General features: G+C 68.6%; 16 protein-coding genes (1 of these 16 running past the window's edge). 15 read left to right on the forward strand and 1 reads right to left on the reverse strand.

From position 1 onward, the window contains the following. From AC5W7N_RS08440 to AC5W7N_RS08455, 4 genes are all read left to right on the forward strand, one after another. Positions 1-10,386: the end of a non-ribosomal peptide synthase/polyketide synthase gene (locus tag AC5W7N_RS08440; protein WP_495923473.1), read on the forward strand. 15,300 nt of this gene lie to the left of the window's left edge; 10,386 of the gene's 25,686 nt are visible here — the last part of the coding sequence; its start codon lies beyond the left edge, outside the window; its stop codon occupies positions 10,384-10,386. A 34-nt stretch (positions 10,387-10,420) separates the two neighbouring features. Next, the gene (locus AC5W7N_RS08445) at positions 10,421-10,639 is read left to right on the forward strand and encodes an MbtH family protein (protein WP_194991642.1); all 219 of its coding nucleotides are present in this window, start codon (positions 10,421-10,423) and stop codon (positions 10,637-10,639) included. A 53-nt stretch (positions 10,640-10,692) separates the two neighbouring features. Then, positions 10,693-12,921, forward strand: coding sequence for a molybdopterin oxidoreductase family protein (locus AC5W7N_RS08450; RefSeq protein ID WP_495923474.1), 2,229 nt, complete (start codon positions 10,693-10,695; stop codon positions 12,919-12,921). 286 nt (positions 12,922-13,207) lie between these two features. Beyond that, a complete protein-coding gene (locus tag AC5W7N_RS08455; RefSeq protein ID WP_495923475.1) occupies positions 13,208-13,837 on the forward strand; it encodes a hypothetical protein in 630 nt (209 codons plus the stop codon). A gap of 93 nt (positions 13,838-13,930) precedes the next feature. Here AC5W7N_RS08455 and AC5W7N_RS08460 read toward each other — a convergent pair whose 3' ends face one another. Then, a complete protein-coding gene (locus AC5W7N_RS08460) occupies positions 13,931-14,839 on the reverse strand; it encodes an oxygenase MpaB family protein (protein ID WP_194991641.1) in 909 nt (302 codons plus the stop codon). Positions 14,840-15,193: 354 nt separating this feature from the next. Here AC5W7N_RS08460 and AC5W7N_RS08465 point away from each other — a divergent pair, with 354 nt between their 5' ends. The 11 genes from AC5W7N_RS08465 to AC5W7N_RS08515 are packed head-to-tail and all read left to right on the forward strand — an operon-like array spanning position 15,194 to position 25,494. Continuing rightward, positions 15,194-15,418, forward strand: coding sequence for a hypothetical protein (locus AC5W7N_RS08465; RefSeq protein WP_138455458.1), 225 nt, complete (start codon positions 15,194-15,196; stop codon positions 15,416-15,418). Further along, complete coding sequence (locus tag AC5W7N_RS08470) at positions 15,418-15,630, forward strand: hypothetical protein (RefSeq protein ID WP_163815224.1); 213 nt, start codon at positions 15,418-15,420, stop codon at positions 15,628-15,630. The genes AC5W7N_RS08465 and AC5W7N_RS08470 overlap by 1 nt, the downstream gene beginning before the upstream one ends. Next, positions 15,627-16,481, forward strand: coding sequence for an MlaE family ABC transporter permease (locus AC5W7N_RS08475; protein ID WP_163815227.1), 855 nt, complete (start codon positions 15,627-15,629; stop codon positions 16,479-16,481). Before AC5W7N_RS08470 ends, AC5W7N_RS08475 begins: the two co-directional genes overlap by 4 nt. Position 16,482: 1 nt before the next feature. Then, complete coding sequence (locus tag AC5W7N_RS08480) at positions 16,483-17,346, forward strand: ABC transporter permease (protein WP_163815229.1); 864 nt, start codon at positions 16,483-16,485, stop codon at positions 17,344-17,346. A gap of 5 nt (positions 17,347-17,351) precedes the next feature. Next, complete coding sequence (locus AC5W7N_RS08485) at positions 17,352-19,112, forward strand: MCE family protein (protein ID WP_495923476.1); 1,761 nt, start codon at positions 17,352-17,354, stop codon at positions 19,110-19,112. Continuing rightward, complete coding sequence (locus AC5W7N_RS08490) at positions 19,109-20,131, forward strand: MCE family protein (protein WP_495923477.1); 1,023 nt, start codon at positions 19,109-19,111, stop codon at positions 20,129-20,131. The genes AC5W7N_RS08485 and AC5W7N_RS08490 overlap by 4 nt, the downstream gene beginning before the upstream one ends. Then, positions 20,131-21,141 (forward strand): MCE family protein, encoded by a 1,011-nt coding sequence (locus tag AC5W7N_RS08495; protein ID WP_163815235.1) that lies wholly within the window; start codon positions 20,131-20,133, stop codon positions 21,139-21,141. The genes AC5W7N_RS08490 and AC5W7N_RS08495 overlap by 1 nt, the downstream gene beginning before the upstream one ends. Continuing rightward, positions 21,141-22,241, forward strand: a complete 1,101-nt coding sequence (locus AC5W7N_RS08500) for an MCE family protein (protein WP_163815237.1) — start codon at positions 21,141-21,143, stop codon at positions 22,239-22,241. Before AC5W7N_RS08495 ends, AC5W7N_RS08500 begins: the two co-directional genes overlap by 1 nt. A 5-nt stretch (positions 22,242-22,246) precedes the next feature. Then, entirely contained in the window at positions 22,247-23,398 is a 1,152-nt protein-coding gene (locus tag AC5W7N_RS08505) for an MCE family protein (RefSeq protein ID WP_495923478.1), read from the forward strand. Then, complete coding sequence (locus AC5W7N_RS08510; RefSeq protein ID WP_495923479.1) at positions 23,395-24,573, forward strand: MCE family protein; 1,179 nt, start codon at positions 23,395-23,397, stop codon at positions 24,571-24,573. Before AC5W7N_RS08505 ends, AC5W7N_RS08510 begins: the two co-directional genes overlap by 4 nt. A gap of 12 nt (positions 24,574-24,585) precedes the next feature. Beyond that, complete coding sequence (locus tag AC5W7N_RS08515) at positions 24,586-25,494, forward strand: hypothetical protein (RefSeq protein ID WP_495923480.1); 909 nt, start codon at positions 24,586-24,588, stop codon at positions 25,492-25,494. Positions 25,495-25,500 lie beyond the last annotated feature (6 nt).

Consider the following 25,500-nt stretch of genomic DNA (forward strand, 5'->3'; position numbering starts at 1 on the left):
GGAGGATTGCGTGGCAGCGGCGCCACGACGGCGCCGACCCGCAGGGAACGCCCGGACCCGGTGCCGCTGTCGCTCGCTCAGCAGCGCATGTGGTTCCTCAACCGGTTCGATCCGGACGAGACGGTCAACAACATCCCGGTCGCGATCCGGCTCACCGGCGGCCTCGATACGGCAGCCTTGACCGCCGCCGTCGCCGATGTGGTGGGCAGGCACGAAACACTGCGTACGGTCTACCCCGATATCGGCGGGGTCGGCAGCCAGCGGGTGCTCGATGCCGGGCAGGTGCCGCCCATCGTCGCACTGGACGCGCGGCATGCCGCCGAGGCCATCGCCGAATTCGTCGGCACCCCGTTCGATGTGACGAGCGAGGTCCCGGTCCGCATCGGCCTGGCCCGGCTCGACGCCGATGACCACATCCTGGTGCTGGTCGTGCACCACATCGCGGCCGACGGATACTCGATGGCACCGCTGGCCCGCGATATCGCCACCGCCTACGCCGCCCGCGTCGCCGGCCGCGCACCGAGCTGGCGCGAGCTGCCGGTGCAGTACGCCGATTACGCGCTGTGGCAACGCGAAACGCTCGGCGCCGAAGACGATCCGGCATCGCCCGCCGCCACCCAGCTGGCCTACTGGCGGCACCGCTTGCGTGGCCTGCCCGCCCAGCTCGACCTGCCCGCCGACCGGCCCCGCCCGGCCATCGCCTCACACGCGGGCGCCACCGTCACCATCGGCCTGAGCGCCGAACTCGGCGACCGCATCGCGGCACTGGCCGCGCGCACCGGCAGCACTCCGTTCATGGTCGTGCACACCGCCTTCGCCGTGCTGCTGGCCCGGCTGTCGGGTACCTCCGATATCGCGATCGGCGCACCGGTCGCCGGCCGCGGCGACGCCGCGCTCGACGATCTGGTCGGCATGTTCGTCAATACCGTGGTGCTGCGCACCGACGTCGACGCGGCCACCGGCTTCGCCGAGCTGCTGCGCCGGGTGCGCGAGCGCGATCTGGAGGCCTTCGCGCACGCCGAGCTGCCCTTCGAACGCCTGGTGGAGGTGCTGGATCCGCCGCGTTCGCAGGCCAGGCATCCGCTGTTCCAGGTCGCGCTGTTCTTCCAGAATCTGGAACCGGTGCGGCTCGAACTCGACGGGCTCACCCTCAGCGAATACGACTCCGGCCACGACACCATCCGCTTCGATCTGCAACTCACCGTCACCGAAGACCAACTGCGGTTCGGTTATGCCACCGACCTTTTCGACGCCGATACCGTCATCGGATTCGGCACCCGGCTGTTGCGGCTGCTGAACGCGGCGGCAGCGGACCCGGACCTGCCGGTCGGCGATATCGACCTGTTCGGCTCCGGCGAACGCCACCGCGTGCTCACCGAATGGAACGATTCGGCACACACCGCCTACATCCCGGAGCTGCTGCTCGACGAATTCGAGGCGCAGGCCGTGGCCACGCCGGAGGATCCGGCGCTGGTCTACGCCCCCGATGACGGTTCCCCGGCGATCGTCCTCACCTACGGTGCGCTCGACAGCCGGGCCAACCGGCTGGCCCGCCACCTCATCGCGCTCGGTGTCGGCCCGGAATCCCTGGTGGCCTTGTCGATTCGCCGCTCCGTCGACCTGGTGATCGCCATGTACGCGGTGCTGAAGGCGGGCGGCGCGTACGTGCCGATCGACCCCGATCATCCGGCGCAGCGCATCGCCCACATCCTCGGCACCGCGCGGCCCGCCGCGCTGCTGACCACCGAACGCGATCGGATCGACGTCGGCTATCAGGGGCCGACGGTGTGCGTCGACACGGTCGAACTCGAGCTCTCCGACGAGCCGATCACCGCCGAGGAACGCACCGGCGCCCTGCTTCCCCAGCATCCGGCCTACGTCATCTTCACCTCCGGCTCCACCGGAAAGCCCAAGGGCGTCACGATCTCCCATGCGGCGATCGTCAACCAGCTGAACTGGATGCAGCACCGGTATCGGCTCGACGGCGACGACGTCTACCTCCAGAAGACCGCCACCACCTTCGACGTGTCGCTGTGGGGGTACTTCCTGCCGCTGCGAGTGGGCGCGACGGTCGTGCTCGCCACACCCGACGGCCACCGCGATCCCGGCTACCTGGCCGAGGTGATCGGCGGATACGGGGTCACCGTCACCGATTTCGTCCCGTCGATGCTGAGTGTGTTCGCCGCTGAGGTAGCGGCGGCCGGTCAGACCGGCGCGCTGCGGTCGTTGCGGTCGGTGTTCGTCATCGGTGAGGCGCTGCCCGCCGAAACCGTGCGCGCCTTCGGCGCGGTGAGCACCGCCGGACTGCACAACCTGTACGGGCCCACCGAGGCCGCGGTCAGCATCACCTACCGCGAGGTGACCGGCGAGGTCGAGCGCACCGTCATGCCGATCGGCAAACCCGAATGGAACAGCCGGGTGTACGTGCTGGACGCGCGGCTGCGGCCGACGCTGCCCGGCGTCGCGGGTGAGCTGTATCTGGCGGGCACGCAGCTGGCGCGCGGCTATCACGGGCGCCCGGCCATCACCGCCGACCGGTTCGTCGCCAACCCGTTCGGCGCCCCGGGCGAACGGATGTACCGCACCGGCGATCTGGTGCGCTGGGAACACACCGCCGACGGCGCGGAACTGGTGTACCTGGGCCGCACCGACTTCCAGGTGAAGTTCCGCGGCCAGCGCATCGAGCTCGGTGAGATCGAAGCCGTGCTGGCCGCCGCACCCGGCGTCGCGCAGGCCGCGGCCCGCGTGGCCGGTGAGCATCTGGTCGCATACGTGACCACACTGCCGGGCACGGCGGTGCACCAGGACGAGTTGCTGCGGGTAGCGGCCGCCGCGCTGCCGTCGTACATGCTGCCCTCGACGGTCATGGTGCTGGACAGCTTCCCGCTCAACGCCTCCGGAAAGCTCGACCGCGCCGCGCTGCCGGATCCGGTGTTCGATCGCGTCGCCTACCGCACGCCCGTGACGCCGGCCGAGCGGCTGGTGGCCGAGGCCTTCGAGGCGGTGCTCGGCGTCGAGCACGTCGGCCTCGACGACGGCTTCTTCGACCTCGGCGGCAATTCGCTGTCCGCCACCAGGGTGCTCGCGCGGCTGGGGGAGCGGCTGGGCCGGCGGGTGCCGGTGCGGCTGCTGTTCGAAGCGCCCACCGTGCACGGACTGGCCGCCCGCCTCGGCGAGGCCGGTGAGCAGGCCGTCGAACTGGTCGCGGGCCCGCGCCCCGAGCGGATTCCGCTGGCGCCGGTGCAGCGTGGCATGTGGTTCCTCAACCGGCTCGATCCCGCGTCGGCGGCGCACAACATCCCGGTGGCGGTGCGCATCCGCGGCGAGCTCGACACCGCGGCCCTGACGGCGGCCTTCGATGACGTCATCGCCAGGCACGAAGCGCTGCGCACCGTCTACCCCGTCGATGACGCGGGCACCGGCCACCAGGTCGTGCTGCCGGTCGAATCCACGGGCATCGCGTTGCGCCTCGAAACACCGGCCGGTTCGGTCGAGGATCGCATCGCCGAGTTCATCGCCGCCGGTTTCGACGTCACCACCGAGGTGCCGGTGCGCGCGACGCTGTTGCGCGAACACGACACCAGCCATGTGCTCGTCGCGGTGGTGCATCACATCGCCGCCGACGGCTACTCGATGAACCCGCTGCTGCGCGACCTGCTGGCCGCCTACCTGGCCCGCGTCCTCGGCAGCACACCGCTGTGGCCGCAGCTGACGGCGCAGTACGCCGATTACGCGCTGTGGCAGCACGCCGCGGTGGCCGCGGTGGCCGACGAGCAGCTGGCCTACTGGGCGCAGACCCTGCGGGACCTGCCCGAAGAACTCGCGCTGCCGATGGACCGGCCGCGTCCGGCCGTCGCCGCCAAGCGCGGGGCGAGCATCCGCGCCCGCATCGGCGGCGAGGTCGGTGCCCGCGTGCGCGAACTCGCGGCCGAGCACCGGGCCACCCCGTTCATGGTGCTGCATGCCGCGCTGGCGGCGCTGCTGGCGCGGTTGTCGGGCAGCACCGATATCGCCATCGGCACGCCGGTGGCCGGTCGCGGCGCCGCGGCGCTCGACGATCTGGTCGGCATGTTCGTCAACACGCTGGTGTTGCGCACCCGGCCCGAGCTCACGCTGACCTTCGCCGAACTGCTCGACCACACCCGCGAGGCCGATGTAGCGGCCTTCGCCCACGCGACGGTGCCGTTCGACCAGGTGGTCGACGCGCTCGGCATCGAACGCACCCAGGCCCGCCATCCCCTGTTCACGGTGGCGCTGAACTACCTGAACACCGGATCCGGCACCTTCGCGGTGCCCGGGCTGGAAGTGACGCCGGTGCCGTTCGACGAGCCGGTGGCCCGCTTCGATCTGCAATTCACCGTCGCCGCCGAACCCGATGCGGACGGGCACCTGGGCATCGAACTCGATTACGCCACCGACCTGTTCGATCGCAGCACCGCCGCCGGACTGCTGCGCCGCTTCGGCCGCTTGCTCGGCGTGCTCACCGCCGATCCGGAACAGCCCATCGGCGCCGCCGAACTGCTCGCGCCGCTCGAACGCGCGCATCTGCTGGCCCGCCGCGGCGCCGCGCCGGTGCCGCCGTGCACGCTGGCCCAGCTCATCGCGGCCGCCGTGGTCTCCGATCCCGGCGCCGTCGCGGTGGTCGAGGGCGAGCGCGAACTGACCTACCTGGCCATGGACGAACAGTCCTCGCGGCTGGCCCGGCTGCTGATCGGCGCCGGTATCGGCGCCGAAGACGTGGTGGCGGTGGCCATTCCGCGCTCGGCCGAGTCGATGCTCGCGGTCTGGGCGGTGGCCAAGACCGGCGCGGCGTTCGTGCCGGTCGACCCGACCTACCCGGCCGAACGCATCACCCACATGCTGACCGATTCCGGTGCCGCGCTCGGGCTCAGCACGGTCGCCGCGCGCGCGGGCCTGCCCGGCGACGTGGACTGGCTGGAGATCGACGCCCCCGCCACCGCCGCCCGGCTGCGACAGGCCAGTGCCGCACCGATCGCCGCCACCGAACTGGTGCGGCGGGTGCGCATCGGCAATCCGGCCTGGATGATCTACACCTCCGGGTCCACCGGCGTGCCCAAGGGTGTCGTCGCCACCCATGCCGGCATCGCCGGAGTCGCGGTGGCGCAACGCGATCGGTACGAGGTCGGCCCGGCGTCGCGGGTGCTGCACGTCGCCTCGCCCAGTTTCGACGCCTCCATGCTGGAACTGCTGCTCGCGCTCGCCGCGGGTGCCACGCTGGTGATCGCGCCGGCCGGGGTGTACGGCGGTAGCGAACTGACCGCGCTCATCCGCGATCAACGGGTGAGCCACGCGTTCCTGACCCCGGCCGTCCTGCAGACGCTCGACCCCGCTGAACTGGATTGCGTGGTTCGGCTGACCGTCGGCGGCGAATCGTTCGGCCCGGAGGTGGTGCGCCGCTGGGCGGGCCGGCGGCGCGACGTCCACAACACCTACGGTCCGACCGAGACCACCATCATCACCACGATCAGCGCTCCCATGCGTCCGGGCGACCCGTTCGACATGGGCACACCGATTCACGGCATGTCCGCGGCGGTGCTCGACGCACGGCTGCAGCCGGTGCCGGTGGGCGTCACCGGTGAGCTGTACCTGCGCGGCCCCGGCCTGGCCCGCGGCTATCACGCGCGGGCGGCGCTGACCTCCCAGCGGTTCGTCGCAGACCCCTACGGCCCGGCCGGCGGGCGGCTGTATCGCACGGGTGATCTGGTGCGCTGGACGGCCTCCGGCGCGATCCAGTACGTCGGCCGCTCCGACCAGCAGGTGAAGGTGCGTGGGCTGCGGATCGAGCTGGGGGAGATCGACGCCGTGCTCGCCGCGCATCCGAGCGTGGAGTACGCGGTCACCGTCGGTCATACCGGCAGCGCGGGCATGGTGTCGCTGGTGTCGTATGTCGTTGCCGCACATGGCCACGTCATCGACACCGATGCCCTCACCGCGCATGCCGCCGAATCGCTGACGGCCTACATGGTGCCGAGCGCCATCATGGTCCTCGATGAGCTGCCGCTGACTCCGGTCGGCAAGCTGGATCGGAAGGCATTGCCGGAACCGGAGTTCCGCACCGCCGAATTCCGCGCGCCGACCACGGACACCGAGCGCACGGTGGCCGCGGTCATCACCGGCGTGCTCGGGCTCACGCCCGCCGAGACCGACGCCACCGCCGATGCGGCGGTCTCGGAAAAGCCGCTCGTCGGACTCGATGACGATTTCTTCGCCCTCGGCGGGAACTCGCTCACCGCCACGCAACTGGCCGCCAGGCTGGGCAGCGCGCTCGGCGTCTCCGTCGGTGTGCGGACCATCTTCGAGAACCCCGCCGTCGCCGCGCTCGCCGCCGTCCTCGATGACGCTCGCGGCGGCGCGGAACCCGCCCGCCCGGTGCTGGCCCGGCGCACCGGCGACGGTCCTATCCCCCTCTCGCTGGCTCAGCAGCGCATGTGGTTCCTCAACCGGCTCGACCGCCAGTCCACCGCCTACAACATCCCGCTGGCGGTGCGGCTGTCCGGTGCACTCGACGTCGCCGCGCTCAATGCCGCCATCACCGATGTGGTGGCCCGGCACGAGGTGCTGCGCACCGTGTATCCGCAGCAGCAGGACGGCCCGGTGCAGCTGGTACTGCCGATCGAGCGGGCGGGTACGCCGGTGCTGGCGCCGATCGCCGTCACCGCCGACGATCTCGGCGCCGCCGTGGCGGACTTCGTCGGTGACGGTTTCGACGTCACCGATACCGTGCCGATCCGGGCCCGGCTGCTCGCCCTCGCCCCGGAAGAGCATGTGCTGGTGGTGGTCGTGCACCACATCGCTGCCGACGGCTCCTCGCTGGCCCCGCTGGCCCGCGATGTCATGCTCGCCTACGCCGCCCGCAAACGCGGCGCCGCACCCGACTGGGCTCCGCTGCCGGTGCAGTACGCCGACTACAGCCGCTGGCAGCGCGAACTGCTCGGCAGCGAGGACGATGCCGATTCGCTGATCTCGCGTCAGCTGGCATTCTGGACCGACGCCTTGGCCGGGCTACCCGCCCAGCTCACCTTGCCCACCGACCGGCCACGGCCGGCCGTGGTGTCCACCAAGGGCAGGCACCTCGATTTCAGCATCGACGCCGCCCTGCACGCCCGGCTCACCGAACTCGGCCGCGCGGCGGGCGCGACATTGTTCATGGTCACCCACGCCGCCTTCGCGGTGTTGCTGGCTCGGCTGTCGGGCACCACCGATATCGCGGTCGGCACCCCCGTCGCCGGACGCGGTGAGGCGGTCCTGGACGAGCTCGTCGGCATGTTCGTCAACACCCTGGTGCTGCGTGCGCAGATCGAACCCGCGGCCGGGTTCACCGAGCTGCTCGACCGGGTGCGCGCCGCCGACGTCGCCGCCTTCGCGCACGCCGATGTGCCGTTCGAGCGGCTGGTGGAGGTGCTCAACCCGGAACGCTCCACCGCACGCCATCCGCTGTTCCAGGTCGGCTTCTCCTTCCACAACCAGGTCGAAGCCGATTTCGCACTCGACGGATTGACCGTCACCGCAGCGGATTTCGATTCCGAGGTCGCCCAGTTCGATCTGCACCTGGTGGTGACCGACCGCTACCACGCCGACGGCACCCCCGCCGGGATGGCCGCCTCGCTCACCTACGCCACGGCGCTGTTCGACGAGTCGACCGTCGCCGGATTCGCGGGCCGCCTGCACCGGCTGCTCACCGCCATCTGCGCGGCACCGCGGACCCCGGTCGGTGATCTGCCGCTGCTGGATCCCGCCGAATCCGAACGAGTGCTGCGCGCCTGGAACAGCTCGGCCCACGCATTCGCCCCGGCACTGCTCACCTCGGGCTTCGAGGCGCAGGTGACCCGCACGCCGGGCGCGATCGCGGTGCTCACCGCCGACACCGCCCTCACCTACGCGGACTTCGCCGCCAGGATCAACCAGGTGGCCCGGGCGCTCATCGACCGCGGCGTCGGACCGGAAACCCTGGTGGCACTGGCGATGCCGCGCAGCATCGATCTGCTGATCGCCATGTACGCGGTGGTGACGGCGGGCGGTGCGTACGTCCCGCTCGACCCGTCGCATCCGCTGGACCGCACCGCCGCTGTGCTCGCGGCGGCGACACCGGCACTGGTTCTCAGCTCGTCTCGGGCGCCGATGCCGCTGCCGGAGAGCGACACCACGGTGCTCGACATCTGGTCCGCCGACGCCGCCGCTGCCGCCGCCGCACCGGTACGCGCACATGAGCTGCGGGCTCCGCTGCGGCCGACGAACACCGCCTACGTCATCTTCACCTCCGGATCCACCGGCACTCCCAAAGGTGTGGCGGTCCCGCACGCGGCGGTCGCGCATCAGCTCGACTGGACGCAGGCCGAATACGGGCTCGGCGTCGGCGATGCGGTGCTGCAATCGACCTCGGCCGCCTTCGACCTGTCGATCTGGGAACTGTGGTGGGCCACCCGCACCGGCGCCCGCATCGTGCTGGCTCCGCACGGCGCCCAGCGTGATCCGCACCGACTGCTCGATGTGATCGAGCGTGCGGCGGTGACCACGCTGACCCTGGTGCCGTCGCTGCTGGCGATGCTCGTCGAGGCCGCCGGCGAACGTCCGCTGCCCGCCTCGCTGCGCAGGCTCCTGGTGATCGGTGAAGCGCTGCCCGCCGCGACCGTGCGGCGCGTCGCGGCGTGCACCGACGCGCGCATCGACAACCTGTACGGCCCCACCGAAGCGGCCGTGTCGGTGACCCGGTTCCGCACCGACCGCGGCACCCGGCAGCCGGTCGTGCCCATCGGCACCCCCGAATCCGGCAATCAGGTGTACGTGCTGGACGACCGGCTGCACCCGGTGCCCGCCGGGGTGAGCGGCGAGCTGTATCTCGGTGGCGCGCAACTGGCCCGCGGCTACCAGCACCGCCCGGAGCTGACCGCGGAACGTTTCGTCGCGAATCCGTTCGGCGCACCGGGCAGCCGCCTCTACCGCACCGGCGATCTGGCCCGCTGGAACGCCGACGGCGACCTCGAATACGTGGAACGCCGTGACTTCCAGGTGAAGGTCGGCGGTTACCGCATCGAGCTCGCCGAGATCGAACACGCGCTGCGGTCACGGCCCGAGGTGGTCGACGCCATCGTCGTCGCGCATCGCACCGACGGCGAGAACGCCGTGCTGGTGGGTTATTTCACCGCGGCCGAACCGATCGAGGAGGCAACTCTGCGCGCCGCGCTGACGCAGCTGCTGCCCAGCTACATGGTTCCGGCGGCGTTGATGCGGCTGCCCGCGCTGCCGCTGACCGCGAACGGCAAGGTTGATCGCCACGCACTGCCGCGCCCGACGGCCGGCAGCCGGGAGTTCCGTGCCCCGGTCACCGAGCTGGAACGCACGGTGTGCGAGGCATTCGGCGAAGTTCTCGGAGTGGATCCGGACGTGGCGTCGCCGGCGCGTATCGGCCTGGACGACAACTTCTTCGAACGCGGCGGCAACTCCCTGCTTGCCACCCGCCTGGCCGCCCGGCTCGGTGCCGCGCTCGGTGAACAGATCCCGGTGGTGTGGTTGTTCTCCGCGCCCACACCTGCCGGGCTGGTCGCTCAGATCGAGCAGCGCCGGGCGGGCCGTGGCCACATCGACACCGACGCCGCCTTCGACGTCCTGCTGCCATTGCGGCCGGTCGGCTCGCGCGAACCCCTGTTCTGCGTGCATCCGGTGGGCGGCGTGGCGTGGTCGTTCGCCGGCCTCGCCGCCCATATCGAACCAGATCGCCCGCTGTACGGGCTGCAATCGCCGGTGCTCAATTCGGCTGAACCGCAGGCCGGTTCGATCGAGGAATGGGCTCAGCGCTACGTCCGGGAGATCCGGGCGGTGCAGCCGGAAGGCCCCTATCACCTGCTGGGCTGGTCACTCGGCGGTGTGCTCGCCCACGCCATCGCCGTGCTGCTGCAAGACCAGGGCCAGCACGTCGCCACCCTGGCCATGATGGACAGTTCGCTCACCGGCGAGGTCGATCCGGCCGCACCGATCCCGGTGGCGGAACTACTCGGCGGCCTGCTCGGCGATGACGCCGACATCGACCTGGAACCCGGCCGGCTGGCCGGGTACCTGTCCGCACTGCCGGAGCCGTTCGCCTCCTTCGGCGCCGATCGGCTCACCAGGGTGCTGGACTCCGGCACCGAATCGCTGCGTTTGATCGCCCGCTACCACCCCCGTCCCTACAAGGGCGAGCTGGTGTATTTCACCGCAGCGGCCGACGACCCGACCGGCGCCACCGGCGCCGCCACCTGGTCCGACGCCGTCGACGGCACCGTGCACAACCACGCCGTCCAGACCACCCACTGGCGGATGACCACCGATGCCGCGCTCGCCCGCATCGGTCACGTCCTCACCAGCCGCTGGACCGACCACGACCGCGCATAACCCCTACCCTTGCGCACTATCGAAAGGCCCCACCGTGACCAACCCGTTCGACAATGACGACGCCCAGTTCTACGTCCTGATCAACGCCGAGGGCGAACACTCCATGTGGCCGACCTTCGCCACCGTCCCCGGCGGCTGGACCATCGCCCACGGCCCGACCACCCGTAAGGCCTGCCTGGACTACGTCGAAGCGCACTGGCTCGATATGCGTCCGAAATCGCTCGTCCGAGCCATGGGGGCGGAAGCGAATTGAGATAATCGCGCCGAATCCTTCTCATCGGCCGCCTCCCCGCGCGACGATGAGGTATGGCCACACGCGCGTCCATCTCCACCGCATCCTCCGACCGGCCCGCCTCCGGCGACGGCACGCGGACCGGGCTTCGCACCTGCCCGCTGTGTGAAGCGGTCTGCGGGCTCGAGCTGACCCTCGATCGCGACGACCGGGTGCTCTCGGTCCGCGGCGACCGGCAGGATCCGTTCAGCCAGGGCTTCCTCTGCCCGAAGGGCGCCAGCCTCGGCACCCTCGATGCCGATCCCGACCGCCTGACCGAGCCGATGGTCCGCGATCGCGCCACCGATACCTGGCGCACTACCTCATGGGATGACGCGTTCGACCTGATCGCCGAGCGGTTCCCGGCGGTGACGGCCGAGTACGGCAAGCAGGCCGCCGCGCTGTATCTGGGCAACCCGAATGCGCACAGTGTGGCCGGTGCGCTGTATGTGCCCGCGCTGATCCGTGGGCTCGGCACCAAGAACCTGTATTCGGCCAGTACCGCCGATCAGATGCCCAAGCAGGTCGCGTGCGGTCTGATGTTCGGTGATCCGCTCGCCATCCCGGTGCCCGATCTCGAGCGCACCGACTACCTGCTGATGCTCGGCGCGAACCCGCTGGAATCCAACGGTTCGCTCTGCACCGCACCGGATTTTCCCGGCCGATTGAAGGCGCTGCGCGCTCGCGGCGGGCGGCTGGTGGTGGTGGATCCGCGCCGCACCCGCACCGCCGAGCTGGCCGACGAGCACCTGTTCGTCCGGCCGGGCAGTGACGCGTATCTGCTGTTCGGCATCGTGCACACATTGTTCGCCGAGAACCTCATCGATATCCGGACAGACGTGCACGGCCTCGACGAGGTGCGCGCCGCCGCCGCTGATTTCGCACCAGAGGCGGTCGCGGGCCGTACCGGCGTGCCTGCCGAGACCGTGACCCGGCTGGCTCGTGAACTCGCCGAGGCGCCGACCGCCGCCGTGTATGCCCGGATCGGCACCTGCACCGCCGAGTTCGGCACGGTGACCCAGTGGCTCGTCGACGTGATCAATACCCTCACCGGAAATCTGGACGTACCGGGCGGGGTGATGTTCGCCTCGGCCGCGGCGCTCGGCATCGTGCGCACCAAACCATTCCGGCTGGGCCGCTGGCGCAGTCGGGTCCGGGAACTACCCGAGGCCATGGGCGAATTCCCGATCGCCACCCTGGCCGACGAGATCACCACCCCGGGCGAGGGCCAGGTGCGCGCGTTGATCACGGTGGCCGGAAATCCGGTGTTGTCGGCGCCCAATGGTGCCCGGTTGGATTCCGCGTTCGCCGAACTCGACTTCATGGTGAGCGTGGACTGCTATCTGAACGAGACCACCCGTCATGCCGATGTGATCTTGCCGCCGCCGCCCCCGTTGCAATCGCCGCATTATGATTTCGCGTTGCTGCAATTCGCGGTCCGCAATTACGCGCGCTACTCCCGCCCGCTGGTGCCGCTGGGGGAGCGGCCGTCCGAGGCGGCGGTCATCGCACGGTTGGCGGCGGCGGTCACCGGAGCGGATCACCGCGGCACCGACGGGCGCGACGCCGTCTCCGCATTCGACGAATTCGTCATCGCAGGCACCCTGCACAAAGCCGGTCTCGCCGAGCGCAGGGGCGAACTGGCGGGGGTGAACACCACCGAGCAGCGCATCGACATGATGTTGCGCCTCGGGCCCTACGGCGCGTGGAACGACGGAAGCCTCAGCCTGACGACGTTGCTGGAGAATCCGCACGGTATGGATCTCGGGCCGCTGCGACCGCGGCTGCCCGAGGTGCTGCGCACCGAATCCCGTCGCGTCGAACTCGCGCCGCCGCAGCTGCTCGCCGACGTCGACCGGCTGCGCGCCGGATCGACCGCCGCCGCACCGGACCTGGTGTTGATCGGGCGTCGTCACCTGCGCTCCAACAACAGCTGGATGCACAATATGCCGCGCCTGGTGAGCGGGACGAACCGTTGCACGCTGCACATCCATCCCGATGATGTCGCCCGGCTCGGCCTCGGCGATCACGCGGTGGTGAAATCGGCCGCCGGTGAGCTCACCGTGGATCTGGAACCGACCGAGGCGATCATGCCCGGCGTGGTGAGTCTGCCGCACGGTTGGGGTCACACTGTCGGCGGTCAGCGGGTGGCGCGCGAGCACGCCGGTGTGAACACCAATGTGCTCACCGATGACACGGTGATCGACATTCCGTCCGGGAACGCAGTGTTCAACGGAGTACCGGTGTCGGTGACGCCGGCCTAGCCGTCGCGGCTGACCGGCCGGTATCGGTATTCGGTATCGCCCGGGTGATCGCAGTTCCCGCCCGGGCGATTTCGAAACCGTTCCCGCACAACGATAAACGCGCGTACCCTCGCACGGCGAGAACCCGCACCCGTCGCGCGGGGAATTCCGCGCCCGGTCGCGGACATTGTCTTGATTGGCATGGAATCGGGTATATCCGTTATGTTTCGCACGGCACTGGCTGTGCTGTCACCTGTGTTCGATACCGGGTGACACGACCATGATCTGGATAGCAGGAGCGGCGACAATGGCCAAGAGATTCACCGATGCGGAAAAAGCCAGGGCGGTCAAGAAGGTGGAAAAGCTCCGCGCCGAAGGCAAGTCGTTGAACGCGGCATGCGAGGAAGTGGTGCAGAAGGCGGGCTGGCCGTCGGTGGGCGCCCTCACCAACTGGGTGAAGGCGGCGGCCAACGGCGCCGCAGCCGAGGAGCCCGCCGCCGAGGCCGAGGCCCCGGCGCCGCGCAAGCGCGTGGTGAAGAAGGCGCCGAAGGCGCGTGCCACCACCGCACGTAAGCGGGCCGCGTCGACCAACGGTTCGGCTGCGAAGAAGGCCGCGCCGAGCCCGCAGGCCGTTGTGGCGACCGCCGCGACGCTCGTCGCCGAGCCCGAGCCCACCCCCGTCGTCGAGGAGGTCACCGCCGTGGCCGAGGCGCCCGCGGCGGACGAGGCAGCGCAGCCGGAGCAGCGGGAAGCCGCGCTCGTCGCGGTGACCACCACCCCGACCCAGACGGTAACCCCGGTCGCCGACCCGGAATTCGGCCATCGCAGCGCCGACGACCTGGCCAACGAGGTCCGCCGCCTGCGCATCGCGCTCGAGGAACTGCACGGCGAGAACCGTGCCCTCAAGGACCTGGTCGGGATCTACGTCCGCCGGTGAACCGAGCGAGCTACCCCGGCGGGATCGGTCCGGGGTAGCGCGCGATCACCCGCATCCGGCGGTGCCGCGCTGCGCCGCCGGTGCGCGTGCTTCTCAGATCAGGCTCTTCTGCTTGCGGATACGCCTGCGCAGATCCGTCATCAGCGCGTGCGATCCGCCGAACCGCAGGAACCTGGGGATGAATCGGTTGACGAAACCGACGAACAGGAAAAGGTTGTCGAAGCGCCGCTGATCGGCCTCGGACCATTCCACCCGCAGCTGTTCGCGGAAGTAGGGCGCGAGGAATCCGATGGTCAGGAATTTCAGCAGCCCGCGGAACGGGATTCGCAGATACCAGTGGATCATCCGCAGGTTGAGCAGATCATCCAGGTAGCCGCGGACGAAATCGTCGAGCACGGCCTCGCGGGCCATCGTGTTCCAGTAGGCGTCGAAATCCTTGCGGGTGGCCGGCCACATCTCCCGCGGCACCTGCAGGCCCGTCGCCAGCGGCGAGGAGGTCTGATAGAACTGCTCGGCCTGCTCATCGGTCATCTTCCCGTTGAGCAGCTGGTAGGTGTCCTCGAATCCGATGAACAGGCATGCCGCCACCCACAGCTGTAGATGGCGATCGAAGGCGTTGTACTTCACCTTGCTGTCCGGGCCCGAGCGCACCTGCCGATGCGCCACATTCACCGCCTCGCGGAACGCGTCCTTCTCCTCCTGAGTGCCGAGGATGGAGACGGCCAGATATTGCGTGGTCGTGCGGGCCCGCTTCCACGGATGAACCATGAGCGCACCGGATTCGACCCGGCTCTCCGCGACGCCGTAGCCCACGCCCGGGCGCGCCATCTGCATGACGACGTTGGCGGCGGCGCCGCCGAAGCTCCAGAAGTCCAGCGCGTCGGTCAGTGCCAGGGGGCGTTTGGTGAACGGCCGGTGGTGGGTGCGGATCGGGATGCGGGTCTGCTCGGTGGTCAGCGGCGGCAGGCCATGCTGCTCGAAGGATCGCGCGACTGCGGTCATGGGCATATTTCCGTTCTCTTGCCGGTGCGCCGGACGGGCCGAGTGTGCCTCTCCGGGTGCCACTGCGCCCATTATGTTACTCGTGATTCTTCCTCGCAAGGCTGCTTCGGCTAGCGAACAGTCGATAACTTATGTGGCCGCTCTGCTGGCATCGTGCCTGGCTGATCTGGTCAATCTCGCCAGAGCTCGATGGAATCTTGCCGAATCGCTTCCGTATCGAGCGGAATGGTGCGTAACATACCGATCCAGCCGGACCGGTTGGGAGGCGCGCCGTACACGTGCGGCGCTGCGCCTGCGCGCGGCGGCGGGGATCGTGCGCCGGACGGGGTCGGCCGGCAGGAAAGGACTAGGGCGATGCTCAAGAAGCTGGATCGAATATTCAGCTACGAGATGAAGGTCTCCGAATTTCTCGGGACGCTCATCATCCTCGGCATTCCATACGGGCTGATCGGCGTCATCTGGACGCTGACGCACACCGCTCATCTACGCGATATGCACGGAATCGATGTGGTGATCTCGTTTCTCGGCTCGATCGTGTGCTGGCCGGTGCTCACTTTCGCGAATGTGTGCATGACCTGATGATGATCCTGGTGTGGCTCATCGACATCTTGGTGATCGGCGTCAAGATTCTCGGCGGGCGGATGAAGGTGAACCCGATTCTGCGATTCGGGCTGTGGCTTGCGGTGCTGAGCACCGTGGCCGCCGGCGTCGCGGTGGTGGGGTACGGGCTGGTGGCGCTCGAGCATCAGCTCAGCGGTGAGGTCGCAGCGATGGGAATGCGGAGCCGATGACGACAGTCGAAAAGCCCTCCCCGCCCACGGATCTGGAGCGGGCGCTGGCCGATGCCAGGGGCCTGTGGAAACGTCATCCGCAGCGTTCGCTGGAAACGCTCGGCCGCCAGGTCACCCTCGGTCGCGATGCGCTCATCGAAACCTTCCGCGCCATATTCGCGCGGCGTTTCCCGTTCCACGAGTTCATCAAGCAGTGCGCCTTCATGGCGAACGTGTCGGCCGCGCCGACGGTCTTCGTCGCCATCCCGATCGCGGTGGTGGTGTCGATCCAGGTGGGCGCGCTGGTGAACCAGGTCGGCGCGACCACCTTCATCGGCGCGGTCGCCGGCCTTGGCATCATCCGCCAGGGCGCGCCGCTGGTGACCTCGCTGATGATCGCGGGCGCAGTCGGTTCGGCGATCTGCGCCGATCTGGGATCACGCACCATCAGGGAGGAGATCGACGCCATGATGGTGATGGGCGTCGACCCGGTGCGCAGGCTCGTCGCGCCACGGCTGGTGGCTGCGGTGCTGGTGAGCATGCTGCTGTGCGGGTTCATCGTCTTCGTCGGCTTCGCGACCGCCTACATGTTCAACGTGTACGCGCAGTCGGGGACGCCGGGTTCGTTCATCGGTTCGTTCGCCTCCTTCGCCGTCGCCAACGATCTGATCGTCGCGCTGGTGAAGGCCGCGGTATTCGGCCTGCTGACCGCGATCATCGCCTGCGATATCGGGTTGCACGCCAAGGGCGGCCCCGGTGGCGTGGCCGACGCCGTGAACTCGGCGGTGGTCAGCTCGGCGCTGATGTTGTTCGCCACCAACATCATTCTGACTCAGCTCTACAACACCCTGTTCCCGACGAAGGTGATCTGAGGTGGGCAGCTCCTACACTCCGCCCGCGCTGAAACCGGTGCGGATGGCCGGTGCGGCGGCCGCGGTCCCGATTCAGGCCAACCGCAGGGTCGGCCACCAGGCGATCATCTTCTTCCAGGCGGTGGGCGCGATTCCGTTCGTGCTGCGGCATTACCGCAAGGAAGTACTCCGATTGACCGCCGACGTCGGCTTCGGTAACGGCTCACTGATCGTCGGCGGCGGCACCGTCGGCGTGGTGATCATTCTGTGCGCGTTCGGCGGCATCACCGTCGGCATGGAGTCGTTCACCGCGCTGAATCTGCTCACCATGGGCCCGCTGACCGGCGCCATCTCCGGTTTCGCGACCACACGCGAGCTGGCGCCCATCCTGGCCACGCTGGCCTTCGCCATCCAGGCCGGCTGCCGCTTCACCGCGCAACTGGGGTCCATGCGGATCTCCGAGGAGATCGACGCCCTCGAATCCATCGCCATCCGGCCGCTGCCGTATCTGGTGACCACCAGGATGATCGCGGCGACGCTGACCATTGTCCCGCTCTACAGCATCGGCCTCGCGGTGGCGTATCTGGCGACGAAGTTGTCGGTGCTGTTTCTCGGCGGCACCTCGGCGGGCACCTACGACCACTATTTCTTCCAGTTCCTCATCGGTCCCGATGTGTTCTTCTCACTGCTCAAGGTGATCGTTTTCGTGATGTTGTCGACGTTCATCCAGTGCTACTACGGCTATTTCGCCTCCGGCGGCCCGGAAGGTGTCGGCGTGGCGGCGGGCCGGGCGATCAAGATGGTCATCGTCGTGATGGTGTTCGCCAATCTGTTCCTGACCCTCGCGATCTGGGGTATCGATCCCGGATTCCGGATCTCGGGGTAGGCGCGATGATTCTGGATCCGAGTGGGCGTGGACCCACCGCCCGTCAGCTGACCTTGTCCGGGCTCGCGGTGCTGGCCACCATGGTGTTGCTGCTGAGCCTGCTGGCGCTGCGCTACACCGGCTACTTCGAGGCGAAGGTGCCCGTCACCGTCACGCTCACCAGCACCGGTGACGGGCTGCCCGCGCGCGCGGACGTGAAGTTTCGCGGCATGGTGGTCGGCGCGGTCAGCGCGGTCGACGTGGTGGCGGCCGGGCAGAGCCAGGAAGTGTTCGTCGATCTGAAACCCGCGGTGGCCGAAACCATCCCGGACAATGTGACCGCCCGGGTGATTCCGAACAACCTGTTCGGTGTCACCGCGATCGAACTGGTCGACAACGGCCCGACCGAGGGTGTCCTGCATGCGGGTTCGACCATTGCCGAGGACACCAGCGCGGGCACCGTCCAATTGCAGACCACGCTGACGGTGCTGCGCGATGTGCTCGACAATATCCAGCCCGAGAAGCTGGGCCGGGTGCTGGCAACCTTCTCCGCGGCCCTCGATCCCGGCGCCCGCGTGCCCGGCTCGACCATCGAACGGCTCGACAACTGGATCACCCAGGTGCGTGCCATCGACGGAGTGGGTGAGCTGCTCGGCGATCTCGGCCGCGCCACCACCGCGTTGAGCCAGTCGGCGCCCGAACTGGTCGGCGTCCTGTCCGAATCGGTGACGACCGCGCGCACCCTCACCGAACGCCGCGACAAACTGATCGCCCTGCTGGCCAATGCCAGCGGCGCCGTCGACTCGGTGAACAGCCTGTTCGCCCGTAACCCGAACGCGGCCAAGGAATTGGTGCCCGGCCTGGACGAACTGTTCGGCTCATTGGCCCGCGACCCCGACGCCATCCCGTACACGGCGGCCAACCTCAACGCGACCTTGGAAAAGATGCAGTCGGTGTTCAGCTTCGGCCCACGCAAGCAGATGGTATGGAAAATGGACGTCTCGTTCACCCCGTTCCAGCAGTACACGGCCGAGGATTGCCCGCACTACGGCGACATGTACGGCCCGCGCTGCGGTGGGCCGACGGTGCCGACAGTGGCGCCGCCGCAGGAGTATCCGCCGCAGATGTTGCCGCGGCGGCTCGATTCGGCGGGCCCGGCGCCGGCCGCGATCCCGGTGCCCGGTGTCGCGCCTGCGCCCGCACAGCCCGGCGCGCCCGCCATCCCCGGCTTGCCGTTCATTCCCGGGCTGCCCGCGATTCCCGGGATCACCGCGCCGGCTCCCGCTGCTCCCGCGCCAGCGGGTGCGGTGCCGCGGGCCGCTGGTAGCGCACCTGGTGGCGTGGTGCCGGGGGCCGCTGGTCGCGGACCTGGTGGTGCGGCGCCTGGTGCCGCCGGTAGCGCACCTGGTGGTGCCGCACCAGGGGCCGCCGGTGCGCCCGCTGGTTCGGCTCCGGGAGCCGCTGGTGCCGCGCCCGCGGCTGTGGCACCTGGACCGGCTGATGCCGCGCCTGCGGCCTCCGGCCCCGGATCGGGTGGTGCGTTACCTGACGTCGCCGCGCCCGGTGGTGCTCGCGTCGATTCCACCGGCGGCGCTCCGGTCGCGGCACCTGTGCCGGCAGGCCCGAAGCGCGTCGTCCCCCTCTCGGGTGCGACGGGTGCCCGTCCGGTCGCCACGGTGCGCGGTCACGCGGCGGTCGCCCAGATCGTCGGCGGCAAACCCACTGCCGCTCAGCTCCTGCTGCTCACGCCGCTGCTGGCCGGTGGATCCGTGGAGGTCTACGCATGAAGTCGAGCAAGGCGCTGATCGGATTCAGCCTGTTCGCGGTGCTGGCAATCGTGCTCACCTACACCATCTGGTCCACCATGCAGCGCTCGGTGTCCGGCGATACACACAGCTACTCGGCGACCTTCTCCGATGTGCTCGGCGTGCGCGTCGGTGACGACGTGCGCATGGCAGGCGTGCGGGTCGGCCGGGTCGACAGCATCGAATTCGATGCCGACTACAAGGCCCGGCTGGAATTCCGTATCCAGGACCGGCAGCGGCTCACCACCACCACCAAAGCCCTGGTGCGGTATCAGAATCTGATCGGCCAGCGCTATATCGCGCTGATTCCCGGCGAAGGCGACGGCACGGTGCTCGAACCGGGCAGCCATATTCCGCTGGAGCGCACCGAACCGTCGTTCGACGTGTCGGCGCTGCTGTCGGGTTTCGAGCCGCTGTTCTCGGTGCTGCAACCAGACCAGGTGAATTCGCTGTCGGAGACGCTGATCCAGGCCCTCCAAGGTGACGGTGTATCGCTGAGTGCGCTGATCACGCAGGCGGCCGAGCTGGCCACCACCTTCGGCGAACGCGACGAGATCCTCGGCCAGGTGATCACCAATCTGAGCAGCGTGATCGCCGGCCTGGCCAATCGCAGCAAGGAATTGGAAACGCTCATCACGCAGGCCAGATCGCTGGTGGAAGCGCTGTACACCGAGGGTGAATCGTTGAAGAGTTCGGTCGACCAGGTGGCGACCTCCACCGATGCGCTGGTCGGGTTGATCACCCAGGTCAAACCGGATATGGCACGGGCGCAGAACATGGCGACCAGTGGTGTGGCGTTGCTGCTGCTCAATGGCGCCGCACTGGATCAGGCCGCGATCGAGCTGCCGAATGTGCTCAATGGCCTGGCCCGGTTCACCAGCTACGGCGCTTACGCCAATGCCTATATCTGCCGCCTCGATGTGTCGCTGTGGGGCGTGCTGCTGCCACCGGGACTGTTCTCGCAGGTCGGTGGCGAATCCCAATCGGAGGTGTGCCGGTGATGGCACGAATACGACTGCCGAAGTATTCCTCGAATCGGTTTCTGTGGCTCGGGGTCGGCGCTGCCGCGGCGGTGGTGCTGCTGCTGGTCGGTTCCAGCGTGATCTCCCAGGCGCGGTTGTCGGACAAGACCATTCAGGTGGAGTTCGCGCAGGCGGCCGGTTTGCGGCCGGGGGCGACAGTGGATGTCTCGGGCATCGAGGTCGGTGCGGTCCAGGCGGTACAGCTGGTCGACGACAAAGTGGTGGTCGATCTGCGGATTCGCCGCGATATGCGGCTGGGCCCGGATGCCCGTGCCGCAATCAAGATGTCGACCATTCTGGGCCGACTGCACATCGAGCTCACCCCGGGCGACGGTAAGGGGTTGCCGGACAACCGGATTCCGATCGAGAACACCTCGGTGCCCTACAACCTCGGCAAGGTGATCCAGGACTCGAAGTACAAGTCCTCGTTCGAACGCATCGAACGCATCGATCCGGAGAAATTGCGCACGGCACTGGATGTGTTCGACCAGCAGATGGGTGAATCCCCGGAGCTGGCGATCACCGCGCTCGACAGCATCGGTGCGCTGGCCAAGGTGATCAATGATCGCCGCGACGAGGTCGATGTGCTGTTGAAGGGCCTCGACCAGGTGTCGCAATTGGCTGCCGACAATCAGAACAGTGTGCTGTTGCTGCTCACCCGCGGCGAGGCGATCGGCAACGCGGTCGCGCTGCGGCAGAACCTGCTGCGGCAATTGCTCGACAATGTGGCCGCGCTGTCGGCACTGCTGCGCGAGATGGGCATCGAGAACAACGATCAACTCGGGCCGCTGATCCAGAACCTGAACACCATGACCCAGGGTCTGGAGAAGAACCGCGACAACCTCGACCGGCTCTACGAGATCATGCCGATCGCCCTGCGCCAGTTCAACAATGCTCTCGGCAACGGGCCCTACGGCGATGTCTGGGCGCCGTGGTTCCTGCCGGACAACTGGCTGTGTTTCGCCCAGGCCGTACAGGGGTGCAGCTGATGAGAATCCGCACGATCATTCGCACCGCCGCGTTGTGTGTTGCGGCGACGCTGGCGGCGGGATGCGCGCTGCTGCCGGAGAGCATCAGTTCGCTGCCGAACGAGTATCTCGGCGAACACATGCGGATCAGCGCCGATTTCGAGAATGTCGCAGGCCTGTACGCGGGCAATGAGGTGGCCATTCTCGGCGTGCCGGTGGGCCGGGTGGACACCGTCACGGCCAAGGGCAGTTATGTCCAGGTCACCATGTCCATCGATAAGGGCGTCAAGGTGCCCGAAAACGCGATGGCAGCGCTCATTTCACCGCAGCTCATCACCAACCGGCACGTCGAATTGGCGCCCGCCTATTCGGGGGAAGGCCCGCTGCTGGCCGACGGCGCGCATATTCCGCTGGAACGGACGCGGGTGCCGGTGGAGCTCGATCGCATTCTGGAGAACTTCGATCAGCTCGGCGCCGCGCTCAAAGGCGATAACGCCCAGGGCCCGATGGCGAGCCGGGTGCTGTTTCCGCTGCTGGAAGGCAATGGCGATCGACTGCGCGCGACGCTGGACGCGCTGTCGTCGGCGTTCGAGGTGTCCTTCGCCAACAAGGACCAGATCGCCAACACCATCATCAAACTCAACGAGATCACCCAGATCATCGCCCAGAACGATCAGACCGTCCGCGATTTCAGCGGCAGGCTCACCGAGCTGGTGCAGTTGATGGGCGAGCAGTCACCCGGCCTGCAGGCCGTGCTGACCCAGCTCAACGATTTCGTGAACAACACCTCCTCGGTGGTCGGCCAGAATTCCGATCAGCTGGCCGGTGCGTTACAGCGGTTCACCACCATCACCGCCCAGATGCGCGCCAACGCGCGCGGCCTCACCGAATTGGTCGACGTCGCGCCGCTGTTCTTCGAGAACTTCTCCAACGCCGTCAGCCGTGAACACCGGGCACTGCGGTTGCACGGACTGCTGGACAAGGCGGTGCTCGACGGCGAGGTGCTCTCACTGTTCTGTGAGCGCGTGCAGATGCGCTCCGACGGTTGCCGCACCGGCAAGATCCAGGATTTCGGTCCCGATTTCGGGCTGACGGCCGCATTGCTCGGACTCACGAAATGAGAGTGATGATTCGCAGGACAGTGCTGATCCGCAGGACACTCGGCGCCTTCGCCGTCGTACTCACCGTGGGCGCCGCGACCGGCTGCGGGATCACGGTGGAGAACGTGCCGATGCCGAAGCCGGGTATCGGCGGCCCCGGCTACACCATTCGCGCGGCCTTCCGTGACGCGCTGAATCTGCCCGATCGCGCGCATGTGAAGATCGGCGGCACCGATATCGGTGTGGTCACCGATATCTCCACCACCAATTTCATCGCCGATGTGGAAATGCTCATCCGCGAGGACATCGAGCTGCCGCGCGGCACCACCGCCGAATTGCGCCAGGCCACCCCGCTCGGTGACATCTTCATCGCGATGACCCTGCCGCCGGCCACCGCCGAGACCGAGCTGCTGCAGCCCGGCGATGTCATCAGCACCGAGCACACCGGAGCCGGCGCGTCCGTGGAAGAGCTGATGGTGTCGGTATCGATGCTGATCAACGGCGGCGGTCTCAATCAGGCCGCCGAGATCACCGCGCAGATGGATTCGATGTTCGGCGGGCGCGCACCCCAGGTGGCGCACATGATCACCGAACTCACCAGCGTGCTCGCCGCGCTCAATGCCCGCACCGGCGATATCGACAGTGTGCTGTCCGGGGTGAATGTGCTGACCGGCGAACTCGCCGCGCGCAAGGCGGAATTGGGCCAGGCGGCCGATACCTTCCCCGGACTGCTCGGACTGGTGGCCGAGAACAATCGCGATATCTCCGCGCTGATCAACAACGTGTCGGTCACCATGGCCGCACTCGGCGATTTCACCAACACCACCGGCGACGATTTCGTGAGCCTGTTCGACAGCATCCAGCGGTTGATGTCGGGGTTCACCCAGATGGGCGGCGATCTCGGGCAGCTGCTCGAGCGGTTCCATGCGATCTACCCCTCACTGGAAGCCACCCTCGAGGGGCCGACGCTGGCCGTCGCGGCGACGGTGTCGTACCTGAGTGTCGGCGCGCTGACCGATCCGACCGGCAGCCGGCTGCCCGAGGTCGGCGATGTGCCCGCGTTCATCGGCAGCCTCGCGCAGGTGATCCAGAAGGTGATCGGCCGGGTCACCAGTCCGCCGCAGCCGGTGCCGGGGCAGCCGGCGCCGCAGCCCGCTCCGCAGGATGGTGAGCGGTGAATATCCCGCTGTGGAATTACCTGGTTCGTCGTCGCGTCGCGATCGCGAACCTCGGGCTCGTGGTGATCCTGGTGCTCGGGTCCTGGTATCTGGGTGCCGAGGTGCTGCGGATCAATCCGCTGCCGAACACCTACGCGGTGACCGTCGAACTGCGCGGTTCCGGCGGGTTGCTGGCCGGCAACGACGTCACCTTCCGCGGCACCAGGGTCGGCCGGGTGCGCGAGGTGCGGGTGACCGAGACCGGCATCGCCGCGGTGGCCGAGATCGACTCGTCGGCCCGGATCCCGGTGGGCGGCACCGTCGCCGTCGGGCGGCTTTCGGCGGCGGGCGAGCAGTACCTCGATTTCCGGCCGGATGCCGATACCGGGCCCTACCTGGACGACGGCGCGGTCGTGGATGTGGCGAACACCTCGACGCCGGTGTCGGTGCAGTCGGTGCTGACCAATGTCAGCGGTCTGGTCGGCGGGCTCAATCCCGAACGGCTCACCGTCATCGTGAACGAGCTGGACAAGGCGCTGGCCGGCGGCCCGGATCGGTTGCGCAACATGATCTCCGGGATCAGCCGGGCCATGGCCGGGCTCAATGATCTGCTGCCGCAGACCCGTCAGCTGATCGAGAATCTCGGCGTCATCGCCGAGACCACCTCGCACGCCCAGCCCGACCTGACCACCCTCACCACAGGTGCGGGTGCGCTGTTCGACCAGCTCACCGCCGCCGACCAAGAGGTGCGCCGGTTCCTGGATCTGGCTCCGGATCAGCTCGCGACTCTCGGCGGCTTCGTGCAGGCCACCGAGGATCCGATCACCAACCTGGTCACCAATTTCGTCGCCATCACCAAGGCCGCGAAACTGCGCGCCCCGGCCATCGCCGCACTGTTCCCGGCGCTGCGCGAAGGGTCGGCCGCCATCGGCATCCCCGCCCACGACGGCGCCTATCACACCCTGGTGGACCCCTGGCCGCGCCCGACCTGCGAATACGACACCATCCCCGTCGTCCCGACCACCGCGACCGCGGACACCCGGGTGCGCCTCTACAACTACTGCATCACCACCAACCCGGCCTTGCAGGTGCGCGGTTCCGCCAATGCCCCGCGCCCGAACGTCCCCGACAACACCGCGGGCCCGCCGCCGGGCGTCTCCGGCAACGAACTCTCCCGCCCGATCCCCGGCAGATAGGACCGAATCAGTATGAACACCAAAGACACCGACCCTGCCGCCACGGACGCAGTGAACGAGCTGAGCATCGCGGTGGAACGGACGGAAACGCGGTCGCGCGGAACCGCCGCACCCAGCTCGGCAAGCTCGGCTACTGATCCAGTTGCCGAACACGGATCCGAGTCCGCCGTGGTCGGCGCGCCCGCAGTGACCGCCGATGCGTCCGCCGGCGAACAGGACGCGGCGGCGACCGAAACGGTTCAGCAGGCAGACAGCGATCCAGAGTCGACCGTGGCCCCCGCACTCTCGAAGCAGGACCGCCCGGCCGCCCCGCCGCCGTCCGAGGAGGCGACCACACCCGGCGAACCGCCCGCCACGCGCATACGCCCACTCGGGAAGCTGACCGCCATGGTCGGCCGGCGTGGCGGGCAACGACCGACCGCGCGCGTCCTGGCCGCCCGGTGCGCCGTGGTGGTGCTGCTGGTCGCCGCCGCCGCGTCGACGTTGTACTTCTACCTCCAGGATCGCGACAAGGACGCGGTGCTGGACGCGCAGGAACAGGCGCGGCAGGCGGCCTGCGAATACGCCCCGGTACTGGCGAATTACGACGCGAAGAACCTCGACCCGTACTTCCGCGCGGTGCTCGACGGTGCCACCGGCGACTGGCGCCAGCAGTTCGAAGCCACCAGCCAGGAGTTGCGCGACGTGCTCGCGCAGGGGCAGGTCGTCTCGGCGGCCAGTGATGTGCAGTGCGCGATCAAATCCGGTGACCAGACTTCGGCGGAGGCCATCGTGGTGATCGGCCAGACCATCACCAGTCTCGGCACCCAGGGGCAGCCTGCGCCGGGGCAGCTGTCGATGGTGATGCGGATGGAGAAGTCCGGGGACCGCTGGCTGGTCAACGACATGAACGCACCGCTGGCGCCGTCACCGCAGCCCTGACCGCCG

It is taken from the genome of Nocardia sp. CDC519 (assembly GCF_059509835.1).